Source organism: Oleiagrimonas sp. C23AA, assembly GCF_011759385.1.
Classification (GTDB): Bacteria; Pseudomonadota; Gammaproteobacteria; order Xanthomonadales; family Rhodanobacteraceae; genus Oleiagrimonas.
In genome coordinates this window covers 206,242-229,616 of record NZ_JAARLY010000003.1, presented here as the reverse complement: position 1 = coordinate 229,616, position 23,375 = coordinate 206,242, and the positions used below count along the sequence as shown (strand labels likewise).

26 protein-coding genes and 1 tRNA gene are annotated in these 23,375 nt (G+C 66.1%); 7 read left to right on the top strand and 20 right to left on the bottom strand.

What is annotated here, in order from left to right; genetic code table 11:
- The first annotated feature begins 81 nt into the window (after positions 1 to 81).
- Positions 82 to 158 (top strand) — tRNA-Pro (locus HBF24_RS06525).
- Positions 159 to 311: 153 nt separating this feature from the next.
- On the opposite strand, the gene HBF24_RS06520 is transcribed toward HBF24_RS06525, so the two are convergent.
- The 14 genes from HBF24_RS06520 to HBF24_RS06455 all read right to left on the bottom strand — a co-directional run bounded on the left by HBF24_RS06520 (position 312) and on the right by HBF24_RS06455 (position 12,239).
- Complete coding sequence (locus HBF24_RS06520; protein WP_167170695.1) at positions 312 to 665, bottom strand: PilZ domain-containing protein; 354 nt, start codon at positions 663 to 665, stop codon at positions 312 to 314.
- On the bottom strand, positions 662 to 1,663 hold the full coding sequence (locus HBF24_RS06515; protein ID WP_167170692.1) for a PIG-L family deacetylase: 1,002 nt from the start codon (positions 1,661 to 1,663) through the stop codon (positions 662 to 664). Before HBF24_RS06515 ends, HBF24_RS06520 begins: the two co-directional genes overlap by 4 nt.
- 5 nt (positions 1,664 to 1,668) lie before the next feature.
- The gene (gene holB / locus HBF24_RS06510; protein WP_167170689.1) at positions 1,669 to 2,607 is read right to left on the bottom strand and encodes a DNA polymerase III subunit delta'; all 939 of its coding nucleotides are present in this window, start codon (positions 2,605 to 2,607) and stop codon (positions 1,669 to 1,671) included.
- Positions 2,604 to 3,236, bottom strand: a complete 633-nt coding sequence (gene tmk / locus HBF24_RS06505) for a dTMP kinase (protein ID WP_167170687.1) — start codon at positions 3,234 to 3,236, stop codon at positions 2,604 to 2,606. Before tmk ends, holB begins: the two co-directional genes overlap by 4 nt.
- Entirely contained in the window at positions 3,233 to 4,285 is a 1,053-nt protein-coding gene (gene mltG / locus HBF24_RS06500) for an endolytic transglycosylase MltG (RefSeq protein WP_240922267.1), read from the bottom strand. The genes tmk and mltG overlap by 4 nt, the downstream gene beginning before the upstream one ends.
- On the bottom strand, positions 4,282 to 5,118 hold the full coding sequence (gene pabC, locus HBF24_RS06495) for an aminodeoxychorismate lyase (RefSeq protein WP_167170684.1): 837 nt from the start codon (positions 5,116 to 5,118) through the stop codon (positions 4,282 to 4,284). The genes mltG and pabC overlap by 4 nt, the downstream gene beginning before the upstream one ends.
- Positions 5,115 to 6,449, bottom strand: coding sequence for an aminodeoxychorismate synthase component I (locus HBF24_RS06490; RefSeq protein WP_167170681.1), 1,335 nt, complete (start codon positions 6,447 to 6,449; stop codon positions 5,115 to 5,117). The genes pabC and HBF24_RS06490 overlap by 4 nt, the downstream gene beginning before the upstream one ends.
- Positions 6,450 to 6,453: 4 nt before the next feature.
- Positions 6,454 to 7,692, bottom strand: coding sequence for a beta-ketoacyl-ACP synthase II (gene fabF / locus HBF24_RS06485; protein WP_167170678.1), 1,239 nt, complete (start codon positions 7,690 to 7,692; stop codon positions 6,454 to 6,456).
- A gap of 151 nt (positions 7,693 to 7,843) precedes the next feature.
- Entirely contained in the window at positions 7,844 to 8,083 is a 240-nt protein-coding gene (gene acpP / locus HBF24_RS06480; protein WP_167170675.1) for an acyl carrier protein, read from the bottom strand.
- A gap of 297 nt (positions 8,084 to 8,380) precedes the next feature.
- Positions 8,381 to 9,124: a 3-oxoacyl-ACP reductase FabG gene (fabG, locus tag HBF24_RS06475; RefSeq protein ID WP_167170673.1), complete on the bottom strand. Its 744-nt coding sequence runs from the start codon at positions 9,122 to 9,124 to the stop codon at positions 8,381 to 8,383.
- Between the two features lie 69 nt (positions 9,125 to 9,193).
- Entirely contained in the window at positions 9,194 to 10,141 is a 948-nt protein-coding gene (fabD, locus tag HBF24_RS06470) for an ACP S-malonyltransferase (protein ID WP_167170670.1), read from the bottom strand.
- 186 nt (positions 10,142 to 10,327) lie between these two features.
- A complete protein-coding gene (locus HBF24_RS06465; protein ID WP_277344511.1) occupies positions 10,328 to 11,311 on the bottom strand; it encodes a beta-ketoacyl-ACP synthase III in 984 nt (327 codons plus the stop codon).
- Positions 11,312 to 11,510: 199 nt separating this feature from the next.
- A complete protein-coding gene (gene rpmF, locus HBF24_RS06460; RefSeq protein ID WP_167170667.1) occupies positions 11,511 to 11,705 on the bottom strand; it encodes a 50S ribosomal protein L32 in 195 nt (64 codons plus the stop codon).
- 18 nt (positions 11,706 to 11,723) lie between these two features.
- On the bottom strand, positions 11,724 to 12,239 hold the full coding sequence (locus HBF24_RS06455; RefSeq protein ID WP_240922266.1) for a YceD family protein: 516 nt from the start codon (positions 12,237 to 12,239) through the stop codon (positions 11,724 to 11,726).
- A 161-nt stretch (positions 12,240 to 12,400) separates the two neighbouring features.
- Here HBF24_RS06455 and HBF24_RS06450 point away from each other — a divergent pair, with 161 nt between their 5' ends.
- Entirely contained in the window at positions 12,401 to 12,856 is a 456-nt protein-coding gene (locus tag HBF24_RS06450; RefSeq protein ID WP_240922264.1) for a hypothetical protein, read from the top strand.
- A complete protein-coding gene (locus HBF24_RS06445) occupies positions 12,853 to 13,443 on the top strand; it encodes a Maf family protein (protein ID WP_167170665.1) in 591 nt (196 codons plus the stop codon). Before HBF24_RS06450 ends, HBF24_RS06445 begins: the two co-directional genes overlap by 4 nt.
- Here the strand turns inward: HBF24_RS06445 and HBF24_RS06440 are convergent, their stop codons facing one another.
- On the bottom strand, positions 13,444 to 15,069 hold the full coding sequence (locus HBF24_RS06440) for a glycosyltransferase family 39 protein (RefSeq protein ID WP_167170662.1): 1,626 nt from the start codon (positions 15,067 to 15,069) through the stop codon (positions 13,444 to 13,446). It abuts the gene before it with no gap.
- 44 nt (positions 15,070 to 15,113) lie between these two features.
- Between HBF24_RS06440 and HBF24_RS06435 the strand changes: the two genes are divergently transcribed.
- Genes HBF24_RS06435 through HBF24_RS06420 form a run of 4 tightly spaced genes read left to right on the top strand, consistent with a single transcriptional unit; the run spans position 15,114 to position 19,646 of the window.
- Complete coding sequence (locus tag HBF24_RS06435; protein ID WP_167170659.1) at positions 15,114 to 16,046, top strand: AAA family ATPase; 933 nt, start codon at positions 15,114 to 15,116, stop codon at positions 16,044 to 16,046.
- Positions 16,043 to 17,014: a DUF58 domain-containing protein gene (locus HBF24_RS06430; protein ID WP_167170656.1), complete on the top strand. Its 972-nt coding sequence runs from the start codon at positions 16,043 to 16,045 to the stop codon at positions 17,012 to 17,014. Before HBF24_RS06435 ends, HBF24_RS06430 begins: the two co-directional genes overlap by 4 nt.
- Positions 17,011 to 19,008: a DUF3488 and transglutaminase-like domain-containing protein gene (locus HBF24_RS06425; RefSeq protein ID WP_167170653.1), complete on the top strand. Its 1,998-nt coding sequence runs from the start codon at positions 17,011 to 17,013 to the stop codon at positions 19,006 to 19,008. The genes HBF24_RS06430 and HBF24_RS06425 overlap by 4 nt, the downstream gene beginning before the upstream one ends.
- 50 nt (positions 19,009 to 19,058) lie before the next feature.
- Complete coding sequence (locus HBF24_RS06420; protein WP_167170651.1) at positions 19,059 to 19,646, top strand: Slp family lipoprotein; 588 nt, start codon at positions 19,059 to 19,061, stop codon at positions 19,644 to 19,646.
- Positions 19,647 to 19,747: 101 nt separating this feature from the next.
- Here HBF24_RS06420 and HBF24_RS06415 read toward each other — a convergent pair whose 3' ends face one another.
- The 5 genes from HBF24_RS06415 to dnaX are packed head-to-tail and all read right to left on the bottom strand — an operon-like array spanning position 19,748 to position 23,217.
- Positions 19,748 to 20,092 (bottom strand): histidine triad nucleotide-binding protein, encoded by a 345-nt coding sequence (locus tag HBF24_RS06415; protein WP_167170648.1) that lies wholly within the window; start codon positions 20,090 to 20,092, stop codon positions 19,748 to 19,750.
- Positions 20,089 to 20,520: a GNAT family N-acetyltransferase gene (locus HBF24_RS06410; RefSeq protein WP_167170645.1), complete on the bottom strand. Its 432-nt coding sequence runs from the start codon at positions 20,518 to 20,520 to the stop codon at positions 20,089 to 20,091. The genes HBF24_RS06415 and HBF24_RS06410 overlap by 4 nt, the downstream gene beginning before the upstream one ends.
- Positions 20,521 to 21,123 carry a recombination mediator RecR gene (gene recR / locus HBF24_RS06405; RefSeq protein WP_167170643.1) on the bottom strand — a complete coding sequence of 201 codons (603 nt, stop codon included), beginning with the start codon at positions 21,121 to 21,123 and terminating at the stop codon, positions 20,521 to 20,523.
- A gap of 19 nt (positions 21,124 to 21,142) precedes the next feature.
- Positions 21,143 to 21,466, bottom strand: a complete 324-nt coding sequence (locus HBF24_RS06400; protein WP_167170640.1) for a YbaB/EbfC family nucleoid-associated protein — start codon at positions 21,464 to 21,466, stop codon at positions 21,143 to 21,145.
- Between the two features lie 44 nt (positions 21,467 to 21,510).
- Positions 21,511 to 23,217 carry a DNA polymerase III subunit gamma/tau gene (dnaX, locus tag HBF24_RS06395; protein ID WP_167170637.1) on the bottom strand — a complete coding sequence of 569 codons (1,707 nt, stop codon included), beginning with the start codon at positions 23,215 to 23,217 and terminating at the stop codon, positions 21,511 to 21,513.
- Positions 23,218 to 23,375: the final 158 nt, after the last annotated feature.

Genomic DNA, 23,375 nt, shown 5'->3' with positions numbered 1-23,375 from the left:
CAGACGGCCTGCCGCACCGAACGAATTTAAATTCATGTGTTGCGTAAATGATGGAGCGTGAGTATCATGCGCGGCTCCTGACGGGGTGTAGCTCAGCTTGGTAGAGCGCTACGTTCGGGACGTAGAAGTCGCATGTTCGAATCATGTCACCCCGACCAAATTGAAAAAGGCCGCCCCTCGGGCGGCCTTTTTATTTGCCTTTAGAGCATGACTTTCGTGCGACAAACCAAGCGCCCCTCGTCAGCAAAACGCCCGCACACCGGGTCGGCAATGCGGGCGTTCGGCAAGACGCATCATCATGTGGCACGCGACTACATGGTCTGGGTCATGCGCTCGGAATTGAGCATGCCGCCGAGCAGCGTCTCGATCTTGTCGCGCGCCGTCTCGCCGTCACTGGAATCGTTGAACTGCACGCCGATGCCGGCGGTGCGATTGGCCTGCGCGCCCACCGGTGTGATCCAGACCACCTTGCCGGCCACCGACAGACGCTCGGCTTCCTCCAGCAGCGAGATCAGCAGCACCACCTCGTCGCCCAGCTGGTAGCTTTGCGCGGTGGGCACGAACAGGCCGCCGCCCTTCAGGAACGGCATATAGGCGTTGTACAACGCGCTCTGATCCTTGATCTTCAGCGACAGGATGCCCTGTCTCGGCGATGCCGAACTCATGTCATCTCTCCTTTGCTGCTGCGAGCTTCGTGCACGGATGCGGCCGGGGTCAAGCCATGCCAGCCCCAGTGATCGAAAATCCACAGCGTGCGCCAGCGCAGCGTGAGCCTGGCAAACACCGGGCCACGGGCGGGCATGCACAATTGCCAGCCTGTCCCGACACGCTCAAGCGGCGCGCGATCAAAACGCCAGCATGCGCTGCCGTCGGCATGCAGCACCTGCAATTGCAACAGCGCCTGCAAACAACGTGGCGGTGAAAACGCCAGCAGCCACCGGGCGGCCTGCGTGCCCGCTGGCGCCGGATCGACAGACTGATAGCACTCGTCCGGGCCCACCAGCCGCAATAGACGGCGCCGGCTAAGCGCCACCTGGCTGGTGTGGCACAACACGGCTCGACGCTTGAGCGCCTGCTGCCTGTCATCCAGGGAGAGCTTGTACACCAGCGACTGGCCGGCATCGTGGCGTGCATGCACCACATAGCCAAGCAGGTGCGGCGAGGACTCCAGCGCGACCAGGGCCAGCTGTACCAGCACATGACAAGCCGAGTGGTCCGGATGCGCATCGTCCAGCGTGGGCAGCACCAGCACATCCGGCGCCACCTCACCAAGCACCCGGGCAAACTCGTTCACGCTGTCCTGCGGCAAGTGCAGGGCGCGCTCGCCCACGCCCATGTCCGGCCAGCCAAGACGCCGGTGATGCGCCGGATCGATGCCCAACACCCCCACCGCCGCCGTCAGCTCGCCACGACGTCGCGCCGCCCAGCGCTGGCGATCGCCCGCACGCAGGCGCCAGCGTCGCTCCAGTATGCGCTGCGGCCAGGGATTGTCGTCGCCGTCGGTCACCTGCAGCAGCCAGATCTCGGCGCGCCCGGCCAGTGTGGCCAGCAGGCCACCGGCCGCCAGTGACTCATCGTCCGGATGCGGCGCCACCACAAGCAGGCGCTTGCCGACCAGGTCGGCCGGATCCAGCATGGCACCCACAGGCTGTGTTACGGGCATGAACTTCAGTGCCAATCGGCCAACAGCTCCAGCACCATCAGGTCGGTGCGGAGCGGGCCGCGCAAGAGTTCGCGGGTATGACCGGCGCGCACAAACCACTCGTGCAGCGCCTGATCGGACAGTCGGCTGTGCAACACGCCGGCCTGCCCGCTGGCGCGCTGGCGGGCCTCGTCGGCCGCTGCCTGCGCGGCAAACCACAACCGCTGCGATGGCTCGTCGCCAGCCCATTGCGAGGCCACGGCGAAGGCATCGGCGCGCCCTTCGGCCAGCGCCGCCAGATCGGCGCGCACCTGGCTGCGCTGCTCAGTGGCGCCACTGCTGGCCCAGTTCTGCGCCAGACCGGGATTGCCGCCGGCCGCCGCCAGCGCCTGCTCAGGGTTCCCGACGCCTTCGGCGCGCAGCCATTCGGCAGCCTGTTCTGAGCTAGGCAGGCGAAACTCGATACGCTGGCAGCGGCTGCGGATGGTCGCCGGCAGGCGCCACGGCGCATCGGCCACCAGCAGCAGCAGGCTGGCAGAAGTGGGCTCTTCCAGGGTTTTCAGCAAAGCGTTGGCCGACGCCGTATTCATGGCATCGGCCGGATCGATCACCGCGATCTGCCAGCCGCCGAACTGGCTGGCTTTAGACAGGCGCTCGGACAGCGCGCGGATCTGGCGGATCAGAATCTCCGAGCGCAGCTTGCCATCGTCGCGCGTTTCCAGGCCGGTGCTGATGAAGTCCGGATGGGTGCCGGCGGCCAGCAACAGGCAGCTGCGGCATTGCCCGCAGGCCTCGCCATCGGGCTGACGCTGCTGGCACAACAGCGAGTTGACGAAACGTTTCACGAAGGCGCGCTTGCCCAGCCCCTGCGGACCGGTCAAGGCCAGTGCATGCGGCAGCACACCACGTTCGCGGCGCGTCTGCAGGCGCTGCCATGCGTCGTGATGCCAGCCCGGCACTGTCATGGATGGACCTCGTTGAGCAGCGGGCCGAGCGCCTCGATGGCCTGCGCCAGCACCGCCTCGGGCATGGCGCTGGCATCAAGCAGGCGGAAGCGTTCCGGTGCCTGCTCGGCGCGCCGGCGATACATGCCGCGCACGCGTTCGAAAAAGGCGTCGGCCTCGGTTTCGATGCGGTCACTGGGGCCGCGTCCGGCGGCGCGGGCGCGCCCGGTATGCACCGGCAGATCCAGCAGCAAGGTGATATCCGGCTGCACATCGCAGGCGGCCCAGCGCTCCAGCTCGGCGATGCGCTCGACCGGCTGGCCGCGACCGCCGCCCTGATAGGCGTAGCTGGCATCGGTAAAGCGGTCGCACAGCACCCAGCGTCCTTGCGCCAGCGCCGGCTGGATGACTTCGCGCACCAACTGTGCGCGCGAGGCGAACATCAGCAACAATTCCGATTCGGCACACATGCCGCGCAACTCCGGCTTCAGCACCAACTCGCGCACGCCCTCGCCCAACGCCGTGCCACCGGGCTCACGCGTCAGCAGCGGCTCAATGCCCTGCTCGCCCAGGTACCGGCACAGACCGCTGACCAGCGTGCTCTTGCCGGCGCCTTCGCCGCCTTCCAGCGTGATCAGGCGCCCGCTCACCGCTTTTCTCCCGCGCAATGCTTGAGCTGATAACAGGCCACGGCGCGATTATGCTCGGCCAGCGTATCGGAAAACACATGGCTGCCATCGCCTCGCGCGACGAAGTACAGCGCCTTGCCCGCGGCCGGATGCAGCACCGCGTGGATGGCCGGCTTGCCGGGCATAGCGATCGGCGTCGGCGGCAGGCCCGGATGCGTGTAGGTGTTGTACGGCGAGTCGACCTTCAGGTCGCGCTTGTGGATATTGCCGTCGTAAGAGGTGCCCAGCGCATAGATGATGGTGGGATCGGTCTGCAGCGGCATGCCGATATCAAGACGCCGCTCGAACACACCGGCGATGCGCTCACGCTCGTCCGGTCGCGCGGTTTCCTTCTCCACGATGGAAGCCAGGATCAGCGCCTGATAGGGCGATTTGACCGGCAGATCATCGGCGCGCTGCGCCCATTGCTGGTTCAAGTAGCGCTGCATCGAGCCATAGGCGCGCTTGAGGATGGACACATCCGTATCGCCCTTGATGTAGGCGTAGGTCTCGGGCATGAACTGCCCTTCCGGCTTGCTCTGGCCGGCACCGATGCGCTGCATCAGCTGCGCATCGTCCAGTGACGGCAGCTCGTGCTTGATTTTGGGCGCCTTGGCCAGCGCCGCACGCAGCTCGAGGAAATTCCAGCCGTCGACGATGGTGAAGTCGTGCTGCACCACCTGCCCGCGCGCCATGTGCGTGAGCAGCACACGCGGGGTCAGCCCCGGATACAGCGCGTACTCGCCAGCGTGCAGGCGTGCGGTGACATGCATGCGCATGGCCAGCACCCGCCAGTACCAGTCCGGCGCCGAGCTCAAATGCCGCTGGCGCAGAGTATCGACAATGGCATGAAAGCTGGACCCGCGAGGGATATCCACGCTCTGTGCAGTCGGGCTCTGGCGCACAGCCAGCGGTGCCTCGGCAAAACGACTGATGTCGTACCAGAGCGTGCCGGCAGCGGCCAGCAACGCGAACAAAACCAGCCCGAGCAGTAAACGCAGCTTGGCGCCGCCGTGCATCGTTTGCCTCATGCCGCGTGCGCTCCACATGGATGCAGACCGGCCTGGCGCCAGCACTGCTGCCAGCGGCGCGCCACCGGTCCTGCCTCACGCGGCTGTCCGTCCAGCATGCGGATCGGCACGATGCCGCGCACGCTGGAACTGATGAACCACTCACTCGAACCCATCCACTCCTCCAAAGCGATGTCGCGCACCGCGACATCCCCTGCGGCGCGCGCCAGCAACTCGGCACGCGCCACGCCCTCGACCCCGCAGCGCTCAAGCGCCGGCGTGGTCAGCACGCCATCGATCACCGCAAACACATTGGCCGACGTGGCCGAAACCACACGTCCATGCATGTCGCACATCAGGCCTTCGGCCTGCGCCGGGTTGTTCCATTCGGCCCGCGCCAGCACCTGTTCCAAGCGGTTCAGATGCTTGAGCCCGGCCAGCGCCGGCTGTTCGGCAAGCCGGGTTCGGCACAAACCCACCTGTAGCCCTTCACTGTACCAGTCGGCCGGCCAATTGGGAGCCGGCGCCACCTGCACGATGATGCAAGGGGCGGCATGAACCGGCGGCGCATAACCGCGCTCGCCCAGGCCACGGGTCACGCTGATGCGGGCCACCGCCGCGTGGCTGTCGGCCGCCAGTCGCCGCACTTCGGCCAACAGCGCGGTCGCATCCGGGCAAGCTATCGCCAGACGCTGACAGCCGCGCCGCAAGCGCGCCATGTGCCGGGGCCACAACGGCGCATGACCATCGATGACGCGCACGGTTTCAAACAGGCCATCGCCATAGGCCAATCCGCGATCACGCGGCGATACCTGGGCGCCTTCAACGCCATCGACACTGATGCGCATGTTCATCCATCCAACCCCAGGGCGCGCAGCAGGCCGCGCGCCTTGTGCCGGGTTTCGGCCAGCTCCTTGTCGGCGTCGGAATCGACCACGATGCCGGCACCGGCACGCCAGCTGACCTCGCGCCCGTTCACCGCCAGCGTGCGGATCAGGATGTTCAGATCCATGTGCCCGCGCCGATCCAGATAACCCAGCGCACCGGTGTAAGCGCCGCGCCCTTCGCCCTCCAGTTCGGCGATGATCTGCATGCAGCGCACTTTCGGACAGCCGGTGATGGTGCCGCCCGGGAACGTGGCGCGGATGGCATCGATCGGGCTCATGCCCGGCGCCAAGCGGCCGCGCACGTTGGAGACGATGTGATGCACATGCGCGTAGCTTTCCACAATCATCAACTCGTTGACCTCGACGCTGCCCGGCACACAAACACGGCCCAGGTCGTTGCGTTCCAGGTCGATGAGCATGACATGCTCGGCGCGCTCCTTGGGATGGCCGACCAGTTCGCGCATGCGCGCGGCATCGTCATCGTCGGCGGTGCGCGCTCGGGTGCCGGCGATGGGCCGCGTCTGCACGCAATCATCGCGCACTTCCACCAGGCGCTCGGGCGAGGAACTGACCACCGCGCGACCGTCGTACTGCCAGAGCGCGGCAAACGGCGCTGGATTGGCCTGGCGCAGCGCGGCGTACAACGCGGCCGGCTCGGGCGCCTGCGCGTAATGCGCGCTCCAGCGACGCGAGATATTGGCCTGAAAGGTATCGCCACTGCGCAGGTAATCGTGCACGCGAGCCACCGCATCCAGGTAGCGCTGCGGCGCATCTTCATCAACCTGCTCGATCGCCGGCAGGACGACGGACGGCGTCGGCGCCTGGGCCAGATCCTCGGCCATGCGATCGAGCAGGGCTTCATAGCCGGCCTCGGCCACCAGCCAGGTGCAGCAGGTGTCGTGATCGAACAGCACGGCCGCCGGACAACGCAGCGCCACCGCCATCGGCAGACCATCGCGCGCCGCCGGCAAGCGCAGCGCCGGCTCTATCTGGCCGATGGTTTCGTAGCCTAGATAAAGCGCCCAGCCGCCAAGAAACGGCAGCGTCTTTTCGGCATCGGTGAGCGCCCCGGACATCGGCTCGGCGCGCCACCCGGCCTCCAACGTTCCAAGAAAATCGCCATCATCGGGCGAGCGCACCACACGGGCGTGCTGCGGCAACGCCAGCAGCACGTCCCAGCGCGAGGGTGCCGTGCCATGGGCGACGCTTTCAAGCAGGCACGGATAGCGCTGCGGATATGCAGCGGCCGCCGCGAGCAGATCGCGACGGCCGTCGAGGACTCGGCAATGAACGGTCAAACGATCAGACTTTCTTGAAGGCCAGCGTGCCGTTGGTACCACCGAAACCGAACGAGTTGGAAATCACCACCGACAGCTCGGCATCGCGCGCGGTGTTGGCGACGAAATCCAGATCGCAGCCTTCGCCCGGCTCGTCCAGATTGATGGTCGGCGGCAGCTTGCCGTCCTGAAGCGCCTTGATCGAGAAAATGGCCTCGACACCACCGGCCGCACCCAATAGATGACCAGTGCTGGACTTGGTCGAGCTCATCGCCAGCTTGTGCGCGTGATCGCCGAACACGCTCTTGGCGGCCTGCACTTCGGCCAAATCGCCCAGCGGCGTGGAGGTGCCGTGCGCATTGATGTAATCGACCTGCTCGGGATTGAGACGGGCATCATCCAGCGCGTGACGCATGCAGCGCGCCGCGCCCTCGCCACTCTCGCTGGGCGCGGTGATGTGGTAAGCATCGCCACTCATGCCGAAACCGACCACCTCGGCGTAGATGTGCGCTCCACGCGCCTTGGCATGCTCGTACTCTTCCAGCACCAGCACACCGGCACCGTCGGACAGCACGAAGCCATCACGACCGGCATCCCACGGACGGCTGGCCTTTTCCGGCGCATCGTTGCGCGTGGACATGGCGCGCGCCGAGCAGAAGCCGGCCATGGCCACGCCGGTGGTGGCGTATTCGGCACCGCCGGCCACCATCACGTCGGCATCGCCGTACTGGATCATGCGCATGGCCAGGCCAATGTTGTGCGTGGCCGTGGTGCAGGCGGTGACGCAGGCGATATTCGGACCCTTCAGGCCCTTCATGATCGACAGGTGCCCCGACACCATGTTGACGATGGCGCTGGGCACGAAGAATGGCGAGACGCGACGCGGACCACGCGCTTCCATGTCGATGGAGGTGCGCTCAATGGTGTGGATACCACCGATGCCGGCACCAACGGCGGCACCGACGCGATCGGCGTTGGCATCGGTGACTTCCAGTCCGGAATCATCCAGCGCCTGCATGCTGGCGGCGATGCCGTAATGGATGAACGGGTCCATCTTCTTCACTTCCTTGGCCGGGATATAAGCCGAAGGATCGAAGTCACGGATTTCACCCGCGATCTGCGTGGTGATGCCGCTGGCGTCGAAATGGGTGACCGGGCCAATGCCACTCTTGCCGGCGAGGATGTTGCCCCACGCCGTGGCCACATCGTTGCCCACTGGGCTGACGATGCCGAGGCCGGTAACTACCACGCGTCGCTTGCTCATGCTCATCTTCCGTCGTTGGTCCGCCGGCTACCATACGCCGGCGCAGGTTACACTGTGCAGAAACGAAAACTGCGCCATCAAGGCGCAGCTTTCGGTGTCGTGCAGACAGGTGCGGCAAGCCTTACAAACCAGCCGCCCCATCGCGACCGCATCAGGACTTGACGTGCGCCTTGATGTAGTCGACGGCCTGCTGGACCGTGGTGATCTTTTCCGCTTCCTCGTCGGGAATCTCGGTCTCGAACTCTTCTTCGAGAGCCATGACCAGCTCGACCGTGTCCAGCGAATCGGCGCCCAGATCGTCTACGAACGAAGCGTTGGTGGTGACTTCGTCTTCTTTGACGCCAAGCTGTTCGACGACAATCTTCTTGACGCGCTCTTCGATGGTGCTCATGTGTATGTGACCTCCCGAGGGGATAAAACCGGCGCATTGTAGTGGCATTGGCCACCATTCGCTAGCGTCCGGCCGTGGTGGACATCCATTCGGCACAATGCATGCCGAACGTTTCTGTATTGTCGCGCAAAACGACCATCGAGGCGACCTTTTTGCCCTACGCCGCCGTACGCGGCGGGCCGATCGCCCTCTGACGCCCTGCACCTTTGTACAAGTATAAGCCACCACCACCGCGGTGACGATGGCCCGATACCTGTGCAGCCGACGTGACGAAGGTGCCGCGCCGACCGAGGCCCATCAGGGCATGTACATGCCGCCGTTGACGTGCAGCGTCTCACCGGTGATGTAGGCCGCCGACGGCGAGGCCAGAAATGCCACCGCCTTGGCAATGTCGCCCGGCTCGCCCAGACGGCCCAGGGCGATCTGGCCTTCCAGCGCGGCACGCTGATCCTCGCCCAAGGCGCGGGTCATGTCGGTATCGATAAAGCCCGGCGCCACCGTGTTGACGGTGATGCCGCGCGAACCGATCTCGCGCGCCAACGATTTGCCGAAGGCGATCATGCCGGCCTTGGCCGCCGCGTAGTTGGCCTGGCCGGGGTTGCCGGTCACGCCGACCACCGAAGCGATATTGACGATGCGGCCCTTGCGCGCCTTCATCATTCCGCGCAGCACCGCCTTGGAGGTGCGGTACACCGACGACAGATTGGTATCGATAATGTCGTTCCACTCGTCATCGCGCATGCGCAGTAGCAGCTGGTCACGGGTGATGCCGGCGTTGTTGACCAGGATGCTGACAGGACCGAACTCCTTGGCAATGGCGCCAACCAGCGCCTCCACGGAGGCCGCGTCGGTGACGTTCAGCGCACGACCCGCGCCGCCATGGGCGGCCAGACGCTCGCCGATGGCGGCCGCACCCGATTCGCTGGTGGCGGTGCCGATGACGATGGCGCCCTGCGCGGCCAGTTCGTCGGCAATGGCGGCGCCGATGCCACGGCTGGCGCCGGTGACCAGGGCAATTTCGCCTTCAAGCGGCTTGCTCATGATGATGGATCCCGATGAAAGTGAAGATGAGGCCCCGACGCTGCCGCCGGGGCCGAAAACCTTGGGGCTTTAGGCCAACTCGTCAAACGCGGCGTCAAACGCGGCCGGCTCGCCGATGGCGCGGGCAGCCAGGCCACGGTCGATGCGCTTGGCCAGGCCGGTCAGCACCTTGCCCGGGCCGCATTCGACCAGTTCGCTGACACCGGCCGCCGCCAGCGCCTGCACGCATTCGGTCCAGCGCACCGGCATGTACAGCTGGCGCTGCAGCGCGCCGCGGATATCATCGAGCTGCTCGTAGCTGCGCGCCTCGGCATTCTGTATCACCGGCACCTTCGGCTGCGACCAGTCGATCTTCTCCATGCGCTGGGCCAGCGCATCGGCCGCCTCGCGCATCAATGCGCAATGCGAGGGTACCGAGACGGCCAGCTTGACCACCTTCTTGATGCCTTCTTCGGCCAGACGCGCCTGCGCGCGCTCGATGGCCTCGGCGTTGCCGGCGATCACCACCTGTCCCGGCGAATTGAAGTTGGCCGGCGCCAGCACCTGGCCCTGGGCCACCTCTTCGCAGACCTTGGCCACCAGTGCATCGTCGGCGCCCAGTACCGCGGCCATGGCGCCGGTACCCGCTGGCACCGCGGCCTGCATCAGGCGACCACGCTCGGCCACCAGCGCCGCGGCATCGTGCAGCGACAGCGCATCGGCGCAGACCAGCGCGCTGTATTCACCCAGGCTGTGCCCGGCCATGTGCGAGGGCATCGCGCCACCGCGTTCGCGCCAGGCGCGCCACACCGCCACGGAGGCGGCCAGCAGCGCCGGCTGCGTGTTCTCGGTGCGGTTCAGATCCTCGGCCGGACCATCCTGGGACAACGCCCACAGGTCGACGCCTGCGCCTGCGGAAGCTTCGTCGAAAGTGGCCTTGATGGCAGCATGCGAGGCGGCCAGGTCGGCCAGCATGCCCACCGACTGCGAGCCCTGGCCGGGAAACACAAAAGCAAGCGATGCACGAACATCGGTCATGGCAGGAAAACCTTGTGTTGCGTGAAACGGTACATGGTGCCAGCAAACGCGCCGACAGGCAGCAGTCAAGCGTTTGAATCGGCCACTCAACGCCCGTCAATGGCGCTGGCGGGCGCGCCAATGCAAAACGGGCCGACCAAGGGTCAGCCCGTTTCCAGCTTTCGATGGCGCGAATACCGCCGGCGCTTAGTAGCGCAGCAGCGCCGAGGCCCAGGTAAAGCCGCCGCCGAACGCTTCCAGCAGCAGGTTCTGGCCGCGCTCGACCTTGCCCGAGCGCACCGCCTCGTCCAGTGCCAGCGGCACCGAACCGGAGGAGGTATTGGCATGTTTGTCGACGGTAACGATGACCCGGTCCATCGACATGTTCAGGCGCTTGGCGGTGGCCTCGATGATGCGCAGGTTGGCCTGGTGCGGAATCAGCCAGTCGATCTGCGACTCATCCATGCCGGCGATCTTCAGCGTTTCGCCAACCAGCGAATCGAGCGTCTTCACCGCCACCTTGAACACTTCGCGCCCGCTCATGCGGATGCGCACGCCGTGGTTGGGTTCGTCGGAGAAACCAGCCGACACGCCCACCGGGTTGTACAGCAGCTCCTTGTAGCCGCCATCGGCGTGCATGCAGGTGGCCAGGATGCCCGGCTCGTCGGAGGCTTCCAGCACCACCGCGCCGGCGCCGTCGCCGAACAGCACGCAGGTTTCGCGCTCGTTCCAGTCGACCATGCGCGTCAGCGTTTCGGCACCGATCACCAGCGCCTTTTTGGTCTGGCCGGAACGAATGAACTTGTCGGCCACGCCCAGCGCATAGACAAAGCCAGAACAGGCGGCGTTGACGTCGAACGCGGCACAGCCATTGGCGCCCAGGCGATGCTGGATCAGGCAGGCGGTCGAGGGGAACACGATGTCCGGGGTGGTGGTGCCGACCACGATCAGATCCAGATCGCTGGCCTTGACGCCAGCCGCTTCCAGCGCCGCCAGCGCGGCCCGGTAGCCCAGATCACCCGTGGTCTCACCGGCCGCGGCGATGCGTCGCTCGCGAATGCCGGTACGCGTACGAATCCACTCGTCACTGGTATCGACGATCTTTTCCAGATCGGCGTTGGTGACAACCTTTTCCGGCAGGGCACTGCCGGTGGCGATGATGCGTGCGTAAGTCAGGGCCGTTCCCCTCAAATTTTCGTGTTGTTCCAAAAGCGCCAACGCGAAACGTCAATACATTCGGTTTCGGGCTGGCTGGGCACTTTACACCTCATGCGCCGGCATGGGTACGCATGTGCCCGCCCCAACGCAAAGCGGCGCGTCTTAAAAAAAACGCGCCGCCTTAGCTCTGCAAGTTGCGCCGCCACCAATGGACGGCCACTTCCAGCGCTTATCAGTCTTCGTCGGCCACCACGGCCTGGGTCTCGATGACCTTGCGGCCACGGTAGAAGCCATCCTTGGTGATGTGATGACGACGGTGCACTTCACCGCTGGTCGGATCGGTGGACAGCTGCACGGTCTTCAGCGCATCGTGCGAACGACGCATGCCGCGGGTGGACGGGGTCTTGCGGCTCTTCTGAACTGCCATGGGTGGTTCTCCGGAAAATCAGTGTTTCTTCAGTTCGCGCAGCACCGCGAACGGGTTGTCTTCAGGCGCTTCGGGAGGCACATCCTCCAGCCCCACGTCGTGCCCATCTTCGGGCCATTCACTCTGCGGCGACACCGGCACAAGCGGCACCACCAGCAACAATTCATCCTCGATCACCGCCGCCGGGTCGACGCGGTTGTCTTCCACCAACAAAGGCTCGTAGCCCGGCGGCAAGCCGGATTCCTCGCTTTCATCGCTGATAAGACCCAGGCGCGTATCCAGCTTTACCGGCATCTGGAACGGCTCCAGCGTGCGTTGGCAAAGCAGTGTCAGTGACGTCGTGGCGCGCAACGCAAAATACGCAGCACCCAGCTCATCGCGACCAAAATCGATCTCGTAATCGATCTGGCCGTCGGTGCCTTCCAGCACCTGGGCAAGCCGCTTCAAGCGTTCTACGGGCAGTTGGCCGACGAATGAGCGCCGCGCCGTCACCATGCGCCAAGCGTCCACGGACCTTGGCAGTGTCTCGGACATAGCTTTGGAATTGTAATTAGCCGCCATGGCGTGAGTCAAACCTTTTTGCGCCTGCCCTTGTCGCGTGCCCACCGGCTTTATCCGTCCCCGGCCGATCGGGCAGACTAGACCGGCCAGGCGCCAAAGGCGCCGCTCACCCTCCTACACATAAGGAAGTGCGCTTGAATGCGATTGAACTGACCGGCAGCGCCATGATGCTGGCCGCCCTGATCGGGCTGGGCTGGGCGGGTGTGCATTATTACCGGCGCATCCGTCGGCGTACACAGGCATTGATGCAATTGCTCGAACATGCCGACCATCTGGAGCGCGATCTGCGTGAATGCCGCGAGCGCCTGGAGCGCGCCCATTCGATGATGGCCGTGGCGCCGGGCGTGCCGGCCAGTGGCGAACCCGATGCCCGCGCGGCGGTCGATGCCGGCCTGCGTTCGCTGCTGGAGCACCGTCTGTGGATTCGCGACCACGCCGAGGATGCCACTCAGCTGGAGCTGGACCGCGCCGTGGATGCGCTGACCCAGGCCCGCAATCAACTGGAACCCCAATTGAAGGCGCTGGACCAGGCGCAACGCGAACTGGACCAGGCCGTGCTCGACCGACTCGACCGAGGCAACCCCGCATGAATTCCCCCCGCATTATCCTCGCCTCCACCTCGCGCTATCGCGCCGAACTGCTGGGCCGCATCCTGCCCGGCTTCGAGCAGCAAGGCTCGTCGGTGGACGAAACCCCGCTGGAGAACGAAGCACCCTCGCTGCGCGCGCTGCGCCTGTCCGAGGCCAAGGCGCGCGCGATTGCCGCCGAGGCGCCCGATGCGCTGATCATCGGCTCGGATCAGGTCGCCGAATGCGAAGGCGAAGCGCTGGGCAAGCCCGGCGACGCGGCCACGGCCAAACGCCAGCTGCAGCACTGCTCGGGCCGCACGGTGGTGTTCCACACCGGCCTGTGCCTGATCGATACCCGCTCCTCGGAAGCGCCGGCCAGCACCGCCACCGACGTCACCCGCGTGCACTTTCGTACCCTGGACGAGGCCAGCATCGAGCGCTACATCGAGCGCGAAAAGCCGTTCGACTGCGCTGGCAGCTTCAAATGTGAAGGGCTGGGCATCGCGCTGTTCGAACGCATCGAAAGCATCGATCCGACCGGTCTGATCGGGCTGCCGCTGATCACCCTGGCCCGGCTGCTGCGCGAGCGCGGCATCGCCGTGCCCTGATCAGCGCGCGTCGAGTTTTTTCACCGCTTTGAGGTACGCCTGATAGCCGCGCTGCCAGGCCACGCACTGCTCACGCCGCGCCGGTTGCGCCGGCAAGGGTGTCACCGGCACGCGACCGGCATAGAAGGAAAGCCGCGTGCGACCGTCAAACGCCATCACTCGCGCCACCGGGGCAAGGCCATCGATGCGGCTGCACAGCGAGCGCAGCCAATCGGGCTCCTCACGCTCACTCAGCGCCGTTTCGTCCACGGCCAGCCAAACCGGTGCGCCGGCATGCTCACGGCGCAAGGCGGCCTCATTGCGCTGCCAGGTGGCCAACTGCGGCGCGCGGCCGTGTTTGACGTTGAGCGGGTTGTCCAGCACGTAGACCGCATTGGGCCGATCCAGCGCAAAGGCCAGCTCCGCACCCAGCATGAAGTTGTCGGCCACCAGCATTCGCTTCGGATCGCGCGCCCGCAACTGACGCACTTGCGCCGCCGCCTGTCGCCAGCCGACGAAGTTTCCCGGAAATGCCTTGTAGTGCGCCAGCACCGCCGCACCACCATCACTGGCCGCCAGCGCCAGATAGGCCAGCGCCAGCAGTTCACCGAATACCGCCAAACTGAACGCGGCGACGACCCATACGCGCCCGACCCGTGAGCGCCACTCGGCCAGCAGCGCCGGCACCAACACCAGCAGAGGCAGATAGCCGGGCAACGGCCAATGCGCGCGAAAACGCGTGTCGTCGGCAAACAGGCCAAAACCGAAATAGGCGAAGATAAACACCGCCGATGTGACGGCCGCCAGATCCCATGGTCCGCCCTGCCCGCGGCGGCGCCAGCAACGCCATAGCGTCCACAACAGCAAGCCGTACAGCAGCGGCGTGCAGGCACCGGACTGCTCCAGCGGCTGCACCAGCGCGTCGGCGTGAAATTGCCACGGATTGCGCTGCACCAGCTGAAAGGCGATGCCCGCACCGGCATCGCGCAGATTGGATATCAGCAGCGGCACCAGGCCCAGCAGCGCCACGCCCATCGCCACCCAGAAACGCCGATTGCGCCACTGCGCGCGACCCCGCGGCACCAGCACGAAAAACACCAGTCCCGCCAGCACGATCATCGCAGCGCGGTAATGCGTGGCCCAGCAAAGCGCCAGCGCCATGCCCAGGCCCAGCCAGTGGCGCCACGCGTCGTCTTCCAGCGCCCGCCAAAGCGCATAGAAGGCGAGCATGAAACCCAGCGTCAGCGGCACATCGGGCAAGGCCAGCACGCCCAGGGTGCCGGCCAAGGGCAAGGCCATAATGGCAAGCCCGGCCTGCCAGCCGATGCGCGCGCCGAAGCATCGCCGTGCCATCGCCACGGCCAGCCACGGCAGCGCCGCGCCCATTACCAAGAATGGCCAGCGCATGCCGATCAAGCCGTGGCCGGCCAGCGCCTCGCCCAGGCCGATCAACCATGCGGTGAACGGCGGCAGATCGGAATAACCCCAGGCCGGATGGCGGCTTTCCCACCAGTAGAACGCTTCATCACCAAACGGCGAGAGCGTGCAGGCAATCATCACCTTGAACGCACTGAGCACGATGAAGGAACCGAGAAACGCCGCTCGCCAGCCGCGCGCCGGGCTCGTTACACTGGCCTCACCGCGCATCGGAAGCGCTCCGCGCCTTCCGCGCCTGGATATCGAAGGCACTCATGGCCGACTCGCAACACGCCCGCACCGTCCCCCACCTCGACGCCGCATTGGCGCAGGTCAACCACATCGTGCTGGGCAAGGCGCGCCAGGTGAAGCTGGCCTTCGCCTGCCTGATCGCCGGCGGCCATTTGCTGCTCGAGGATGTACCTGGCGTCGGCAAGACCACGCTGGCCCATGCCCTTGCCGCCACCTTCAACCTGTCGTTCAACCGCATCCAGTTCACCAGCGACCTGCTTCCGACCGACATTATCGGCGTGAGTGTGTACGAGCGCGAGGCCGGCAGCTTCCGCTTCCATCCCGGCCCGGTGTTCACGCAATTGCTGTTGGCCGACGAGATCAACCGCGCCACGCCGAAAACCCAAAGCGCCCTGCTCGAGGCCATGGCCGAGGGCCAGGCCACCGTCGACGGCCAGACCCATACCTTGCCGGCGCCTTTTTTCGTGGTCGCCACACAGAACCCGCTGGACCTTGCCGGCACCTATCCGCTGCCCGATTCGCAGCTGGATCGCTTCATGCTGCGCCTGAGCATGGACTACCCGGATGCCCGCGCCGAACGTGAGTTGCTGGCCGGACGCGATCGCCGTGAACTGCTGGAGCAGGCCACGCCGGTGCTCGACGCCGAAGCCATCACCGCGCTGCACCAGCAAGCGCAGGCGGTCACCGTCAGCTCGGCCTTGCTCGATTACGTGCAAGCACTGCTGACCGCCACGCGGCGACATGCCGACATTCGCGTTGGGCTATCGCCACGCGCCGGCCTGTCGCTGCTGGCCGCCGCACGTGCCTGGGCGCTGCTGAGCGGCCGCGGCCACGTGCTGCCGGAAGATGTGCAGGCGCTGTTTGTGCCGGTGGCGGCGCACCGGCTGATTCCTGCCGGCACGCATTCGCGCCAGGCGCTGGCCCGCGGCCTGCTGGCCGAGGTGGCGGTGGAATGAGCACGGCCGCGCGCGCGAGCGGTCGCCTGCGCCAGCTTGCCGAGCGCCGCCTGCCGGCGCTGACCCGCTATCGCCAACCCGAAGCGCTGCCGATCACCCTGCACCGCCGGCGTATTTACATTGTGCCGACCGCCTATGGCATCGGCTTCGCCGCCATTCTGGCGGTGATGCTGGTCGGCGCACTGAACTACACCAACAACGCCGCGCTGCTGCTGACCTGCCTGCTCGGCGGCACCGCCGTCAACAGCATGCTGGTGACCTTCCGCGTGCTTGATGGCGTGCACCTGGATGCCATCGATGTCGACCCGGTCACCGCCGGCGACGACGCCCGGCTGCGCCTGCACCTGGGCGCCGCCCAACGCGGCCGCTACGCCCTGCGCATCGATGGCATCGAGGCGGTCGAGCCGATCGACACGGCATTACCGGCCGACACCGCCCACGTGGTGGCGTTGGACCTTGCCACCACACAACGTGGCTGGCAGGCGATGCCGCGGTTGCGTGTTTCCAGCCGCTGGCCGTTCGGGTTGTTTCGGGCCTGGAGCTGGCTGCATCCCACGCAGCGCTTTCTGGTCTGGCCCATGCCCGAAGCCTACGGCCCCGCGCCGCACGGACACGGCGATGCGGATAACCGCTCACCACCGGAAAGCGGGGATGAGTTTGCCGCGCTGCGCGACTATCGCGTCGGCGACCCGCGCAAGCACATTGCCTGGAAAGCCAGTGCCCGACACCACGACCTGCTGGTGCGCGACATGGAGCAACCACGGGCGCTGCCCGGCTGGACGCTGGACTGGCACACCCTGCACGGCATGGAGCGCGAACAACGCATCGCGCGGCTGGCGCGCTGGGTACACCAGGCCCATCGCGAAGGCCGCGGCTGGAGCCTGCGCCTGCCCGATACGCAGATGCCGTTCGACAACGGCGCCGCGCACTTCCGGCGCTGCATGAATGCGCTGGCCGAACTGCCATGAAACTGCCCGGCCTGCTGCGCACACGCCCCTCGCGCGAGGCGCCGCTGGGGCGCGAAGCCTTCAACCTGCTCAGCCTGACGCTGTTGGCCGTACTGTTGGCGCATATGGGCCACCTGCCCTGGTGGCTGACGGCCTTGTCGGCGGCGACCCTGGCCGCACGCTGGTGGCAGCGCACCTATCGTGGCGGCCGCGTGCCGTTCTGGTTGAAGCTGCCATTGCTGGCGGCGCTGCCGGCCGCCTTGCTGGGTTACTACGGCACTATTTTCGGGCGCGGCCCCGGCAGTGCGCTGGCGGTCGGCCTGCTGATGCTCAAGCTGATGGAAAGCGAGCGCCCGCGCGATGCACGCATGGGCGTGGCCTTTGCCTGTTTCGTGCTGATGAGCGCCCTGCTGTTCAACCAGGGCCTGCTGGCCACCGCGCTGGTCGCGCTGGCACTGGTGCCGGCACTGGCCACGCTCAACGCGGTGCTGCCCACGCCGCAGCGCCCGGCCTGGCGTGCCAGCGCCTGGTCGGTGCTGCGCATCGTCGCGCTGTCGCTGCCGCTGGCGCTGGTGGCGTTTTTGTTCGTACCACGCCTGAGCTCACCGCTGTGGGGTGCGCCGAACGCCGACAAGGCCACCACCGGTATCAGCGACAGCATGTCGCCGGGCAACTTCACCGACTTGCTGATCGACGATAGCCCGGCCTTTCGCGTCACTTTCCAGGGCGCGCCTCCGCCGCCGCAACAGCGCTATTTCCGCGGCCCGGTGATGAGTTATTTCGATGGCCGCACCTGGCATGCCCGACCGCTGCGTGCGCTGCTGGGCGACCGGCGCACGCCCGAGCCGCTGCAGGCGCAAGGCCCGACGCTGAGCTACAACGTCACGCTGGAAGCGACCCACCAGCACTGGCTGTTTGCGCTGGATGTGCCGCAAAGCGCGCCTGCCGGCGCCAGGCTCACCCATGCACGCAGCCTGTTGCGACGCCAGCGCATCGACCAGAGCACACATTATGTGGCGCGCTCGGCCACCGACTATCGTCTGGCGCCGCAGGCCAGTGCCGCCGAGCGCCGTCGCAACCTGGAGCTGCCTGCTGGCTTCGATCCCGAGGCCCGCGCCCTGGCCGCGCAGTGGCGCCAGCGCTACGGCGCCAACGCGCCAGCCATCGCCCGTGCCGCGCTGGACCTGTTCCACGACCACGGCTTTCGCTACAACTTGGCCGCGCCCCCGCTGGGGCGCGACAGCGTGGATGATTTTCTGTTCGATACCCGCGAAGGCTTTTGCGAACACTACGCCTCGGCCTTCACCTTCCTGATGCGCGCGGCAGGCATTCCGGCCCGGGTGGTGACCGGCTATCAGGGCGGCTTCTGGAACACCATGGGCCAGTACCTGCTGGTGCGCCAGTCCGACGCGCATGCCTGGAGCGAAGTGTGGATCGACGGCCGTGGCTGGGTTCGCTACGACCCCACCGCCGCCGTGCGTCCGGACCGGGTCACACTGGGTGCCGGCGCCGCGGCGGGTGATCAGGCGCCCTGGTATCAGCGCGGCTGGCTGCAACACCTGCGCAATCGCTGGGACATCGTCAACCAATGGTGGGGGCAAGCCGTTATCGGTTTTGACAGCTTGCGCCAGCGCGGCCTGTTGACCCCGTTTGGTGTATCGCGCGCCGATACCGGCACGTTGGCGGCGGTGCTTGCCGCACTGACCTGCCTGCTGCTGGCCGCTGGCCTGGCCTTCACGCTGTGGCGCAGGCCCCGTGTTGACCGACTGCGGCAGGCCATGGCAAAGCTGGAACGCAAGCTGGCGCGAGCGGGTGTAGCGCGACGTTTGGGTGAGGGGCCGCATCACTACCTGAGCCGGGCCGCGCGTGCACTTCCACAGTCCCGGGTGCATCTGAAAGCCCTGGAGACTACGTATCTGCAATTGCGCTACGCCCAGGACAACCCGTCGGTATCGGCGATACATGCTTTTTCACGGCAGGTCGGGAATTTTCGACCTCGTGGTGTGGTCAAATAGGGCAATTGGTGTGCCTGGCGCACACCGTGTGAACGACTGGAGAGAGTCTCATGTCAATCTGGAAACCCGTGCTGGTCACCGCTGCCGCGCTCACCCTGGGCGCATGCGCCACGGTACCGCAGCCTCTGAAGGGCAATTTCAACCCGGTGTCGCCCTCGGCCGTGCAACACAGCGGTGCCAGCTCGGCGGCGCAGGTGCGCTGGGGTGGTCAGATCATCGATACCGAACCGGGCCAGAACGAAACCTGCTTCTACATGCTGTCGCGCCCGCTCGACTCGAGCGCGCGACCGTCGGAGAGCAGCAAGGATGACAGCGCCGGTCGCTTCGTCGCCTGCCATGCCGGTTTCTACGATCCGGAAGTATTCACCAAGGGGCGCGAGGTCACCTTCACCGGCACGCTGGACGGCACCGTCACGCGCAAGGTGGGCAGCTACGACTACGTTTATCCGCGCCTCGAGGCGAGCACGGTGTATCTGTGGCCCAAGCGTCAGCCGATCCGTTATCGCGACCCGTACTATGATCCGTTCTACAACCCTTATTTTGGCCCCTGGGGGCCGTGGGGCTGGGGTTATGATCCGTTCTGGGCACCGGCACCGCGCGTGATCTACGTCCGTCCGGTGTATCATCACCACAAGTGACAATCACGGGTGATGGCGTATCCATGCCATCACCCGCCTATGCAAGAAAAACGCCGGCTCTCATGCCGGCGTTTTTCTTGCATATCAGAATACTGATGTCATCAACCTGGTGGCCAGGTCATCTGTCGGCCGGCCAGCAAATGCACGTGCAGGTGATACACGGTCTGGCCACCGGCCTCGTTGCAGTTGATGACGGTGCGGTAACCGGGCTCGGCCAGGCCTTCGGCACGGGCGTATTCGGCCGTGGCCAGCAGCAACTTGCCCAGCAGTTCGGCGTGCTCGGTACCAGCCGCGTCCAGTGACGCAACCGCCTGCTTGGGGATAAACAGCACATGCACCGGTGCCTGCGGATTCAGGTCGCGAAAGGCCAGTACGTCATCGTTCTCGAAAACGATATCGGCCGGCACCTCACGGCGGATGATCTTGCCGAAGATGGTGTCACTCATCTGCGCTCTCCTTGTGAAGCATGAAAGCGCCGGAACATGCCGACCGAGGCCGGCGCGCTGGCGCGAAAACCAAACGATTCGTAAAGCCGCACGCCCGGCGGGTCGGCCAGCAGCGACACGAAGGCACTGTCCGGCGCGCGCGCGACAAGCGCATCAATCAGCCGCTGCATGATGGCGCGGCCCAGCCCCTGGCGCTGCATCGAGGGATGCACGGCAATATCGACGATCTGAAGGAAACAGCCACCATCGCCGACGATGCGACCCATGCCGATCAGGTCCCCATCTCGACGCACGCAGACAGCCGCCCAGCTGTCGGCCAGTCCGACTTCGGCAGCTGGCGGCGAAAACGCACTCAAGCCTGCCGCCGCGCGCAGAGCCAGGTATTCGTGCAACTGCGGCGCCTGATCGTGCCAGCTGAGCGCGTTCATCTACTCCGCTTCCTGACGTGTACCAAAAGCGTGCGCCAGGGTGCCGCGGTCGACATACTCCAGCTCACCGCCCAGCGGCACGCCGTGAGCCAGGCGCGTGGCGCGAATGCCGCCGGCGCGCGCCAGCTGTGAAAGGTAGTGCGCCGTGGCCTCACCTTCGACGGTGGGGTTGGTGGCGATCACCATCTCCTCGACCTCGCCCTCTTCCAGCCGCGCGACCAGCTTGTCCAGGCCCAGCTCCTGTGGTCCCAGCCCATCCAGCGGCGACAAACGTCCCATCAGCACGAAATAGAGCCCGCGATAGCCAGTAGCCTGCTCGATCGCCGCCAGATCCGACGGCGATTCGACCACGCACAGCAGCTGGTGCTCGCGGCTGGAGTTGGCGCAGATGCCGCAGACAGGTTCTTCGCTGAAATTGCGACAGCGCTCGCAGTGGCCGATGCGCTCCATGGCTTCGGCCAGCACCGCCGACAGGCGTCGCCCGCCGGCACGCTCGCGCTCCAGCAGATGCATGGCCATGCGCTGGGCGCTCTTGTTGCCCACGCCAGGCAGGCAGCGCAGCGCGTCGATCAGCTCACCGAGCAGTCGCGATCCGGTACTCAATGTGGTGTGTCCGCGCCGCTTAGAACGGGAACTTCATGCCGGCCGGCAGGTTCATGCCGGCGGTGGCGCCAGACATCATGTCCTTGCTGGCCTCGGCTACCTTGTTGACCGCATCATTGATGGCTGCAGCAACCAGATCCTCGGCCATTTCTGGATCATCGGCGAACAAGGCACGGTCGATGGCCACACGCGACACCTCGTGGTTGCCGCGCATGGTCACGTTGACCATGCCGCCACCGGCACTGCCGGTGACTTCCAGCTGCGCAATCTCTTCCTGCGCACGCTTCATCTTTTCCTGCATCTGCTGAGCCTGCTGCATCAGCTGACCGATCTGACCTCGCATGGGAATGCCCTCTTTGCAATCGTTGATGGATGGTGGCGGCGGCTTTAATGCTCGACCGGGCGCACCGACTGTGGCACGACACGCGCGTCGAAATCGCGCTCCAGCGTCTGTACCAGGGGATCATCCTTGATCGATTGTTCGGCCTCGGCCTGACGCTCGGCGCGCTGGCGCTCGGCGCGCGCCGCCGGGCTGTCGGCCGATGGCTCACTCATCTTGCGAAAGTGCAGGCGCACCTTGCGCCCTAGGGCGTTGGCAAGGCTTTCTTCCATCTGCCCGGTCATCGGCTCGACCGCCAGATTGATGTATTGCGGCTCCAGCGCCAGCGTCATCAGCTCGCCCTCGAACGAGACCAACGTGGCATGCATGGCCAGCATGCGAACCGGGCCACCGAAACCGGCACGCTCGATCAGCATGCCCCAGTCAGGAAGCTCGCCGTCGGCCAGCTTCATGGGCGCGGGAGCGGGCACCGGGGCCGTCGCCGGCTCGGCCACGCGCTGGCCACTCTCAGCGGGGGCTGCCGGCGACGCGGATGATGGCGCCGGGGCGGCCTGACGCGGCGCTGACGCTCGCGCGGCAGGTGCACCACCACCGGACGCGCTGCGCCCCGCGCTCGGCGCCGGGGCGGCACGCGGTGTCGGTGTCGATGGCACCGGCGCGCTTTCCTCGCCGTCGGCGGGGCGAAACGCCAACATGCGCAGCAGGCACATCTCGAAACCCGTGCGCGCATCCGGCGCCAGGGTAAGCTCGCGACGCCCGGCCAGCGCCAGCTGGTAGTAAAGCTGTACGTCCTCGGCCGGCATCGACTGTGCCAGCGCGGCCAGCTCCTGCTCGTCACCGGCTTCGCCGCGATAGCCGGGTACCAGCTGCAGCAGCTGCACGCGATGCAGTACGCCGGCAATTTCATCGAGCACGCCACCGAAATCCGGCGAGAACGAGGCGATCTGGTCGCACTCGGCCATCAGCGCCGCGCCATCACCCGCGGCCAGCGCCGACAGCAGGCCGATCACCTGGCTGCGCGCCACGCTGCCCAGCATCGAGCGCACATCCTCGGCACGCAGCGCGCCGCCGCCATAGGCGATGGCCTGGTCCAGCAGCGACAGGCCGTCACGCAACGAGCCGTCGGCCGCACGCGCCAGCTCGATGATGGCTTCCGGATCGTGTTCGATGCCTTCGGCTTTCAGAATGTGATCCATCTGCCCGCTGATCTGGTCGGGCAACAGGCGCTTCAAATTGAACTTCAGGCAGCGCGAAAGCACCGTCACCGGCAGCTTCTGCGGATCGGTGGTAGCGAGCAAGAACTTCACATGCGGCGGCGGCTCTTCCAGCGTCTTCAACAACGCGTTGAAGGCGTTCTTGGACAGCATGTGCACCTCGTCGACCAGGTACACCTTGAAGCGGCCGCGAGTGGGCGCGTATTGCGCGTTCTCGATCACCTCGCGCACATCGTCCACACCGGTGTTGGACGCGGCATCGATTTCCAGCAGGTCGACAAAGCGCCCGGCGTCGACCGCCGTGCACACCGCGCACTCACCGCACGGATCGGCCGACTGACCGCGCTCGCAGTTGAGCGACTTGGCGAAGATACGCGCGATGGTGGTCTTGCCCACGCCGCGCGTGCCGGTAAACAGATACGCATGATGCATGCGCCCGGTGTCGAGCGCGTTGGACAACGCACGCACGACATGTTCCTGGCCCACCAGCTCGGCAAAACGCCGGGGACGCCACTTTCGGGCAAGCACCTGATACGACATGAAGGATTACCTTGGGGGCGAAAGCAGATTGTGCCAAGTCGGCACCCCCAAGTCAGCTAAAGCATCATGCATCGACCCGGGATAGGCGGCGACGGGCGCGCCGAAAAGCCGCGCAGAACAAGGCGCAGCGCAACTTTCACAGGCTGGAAAGGGTGGCG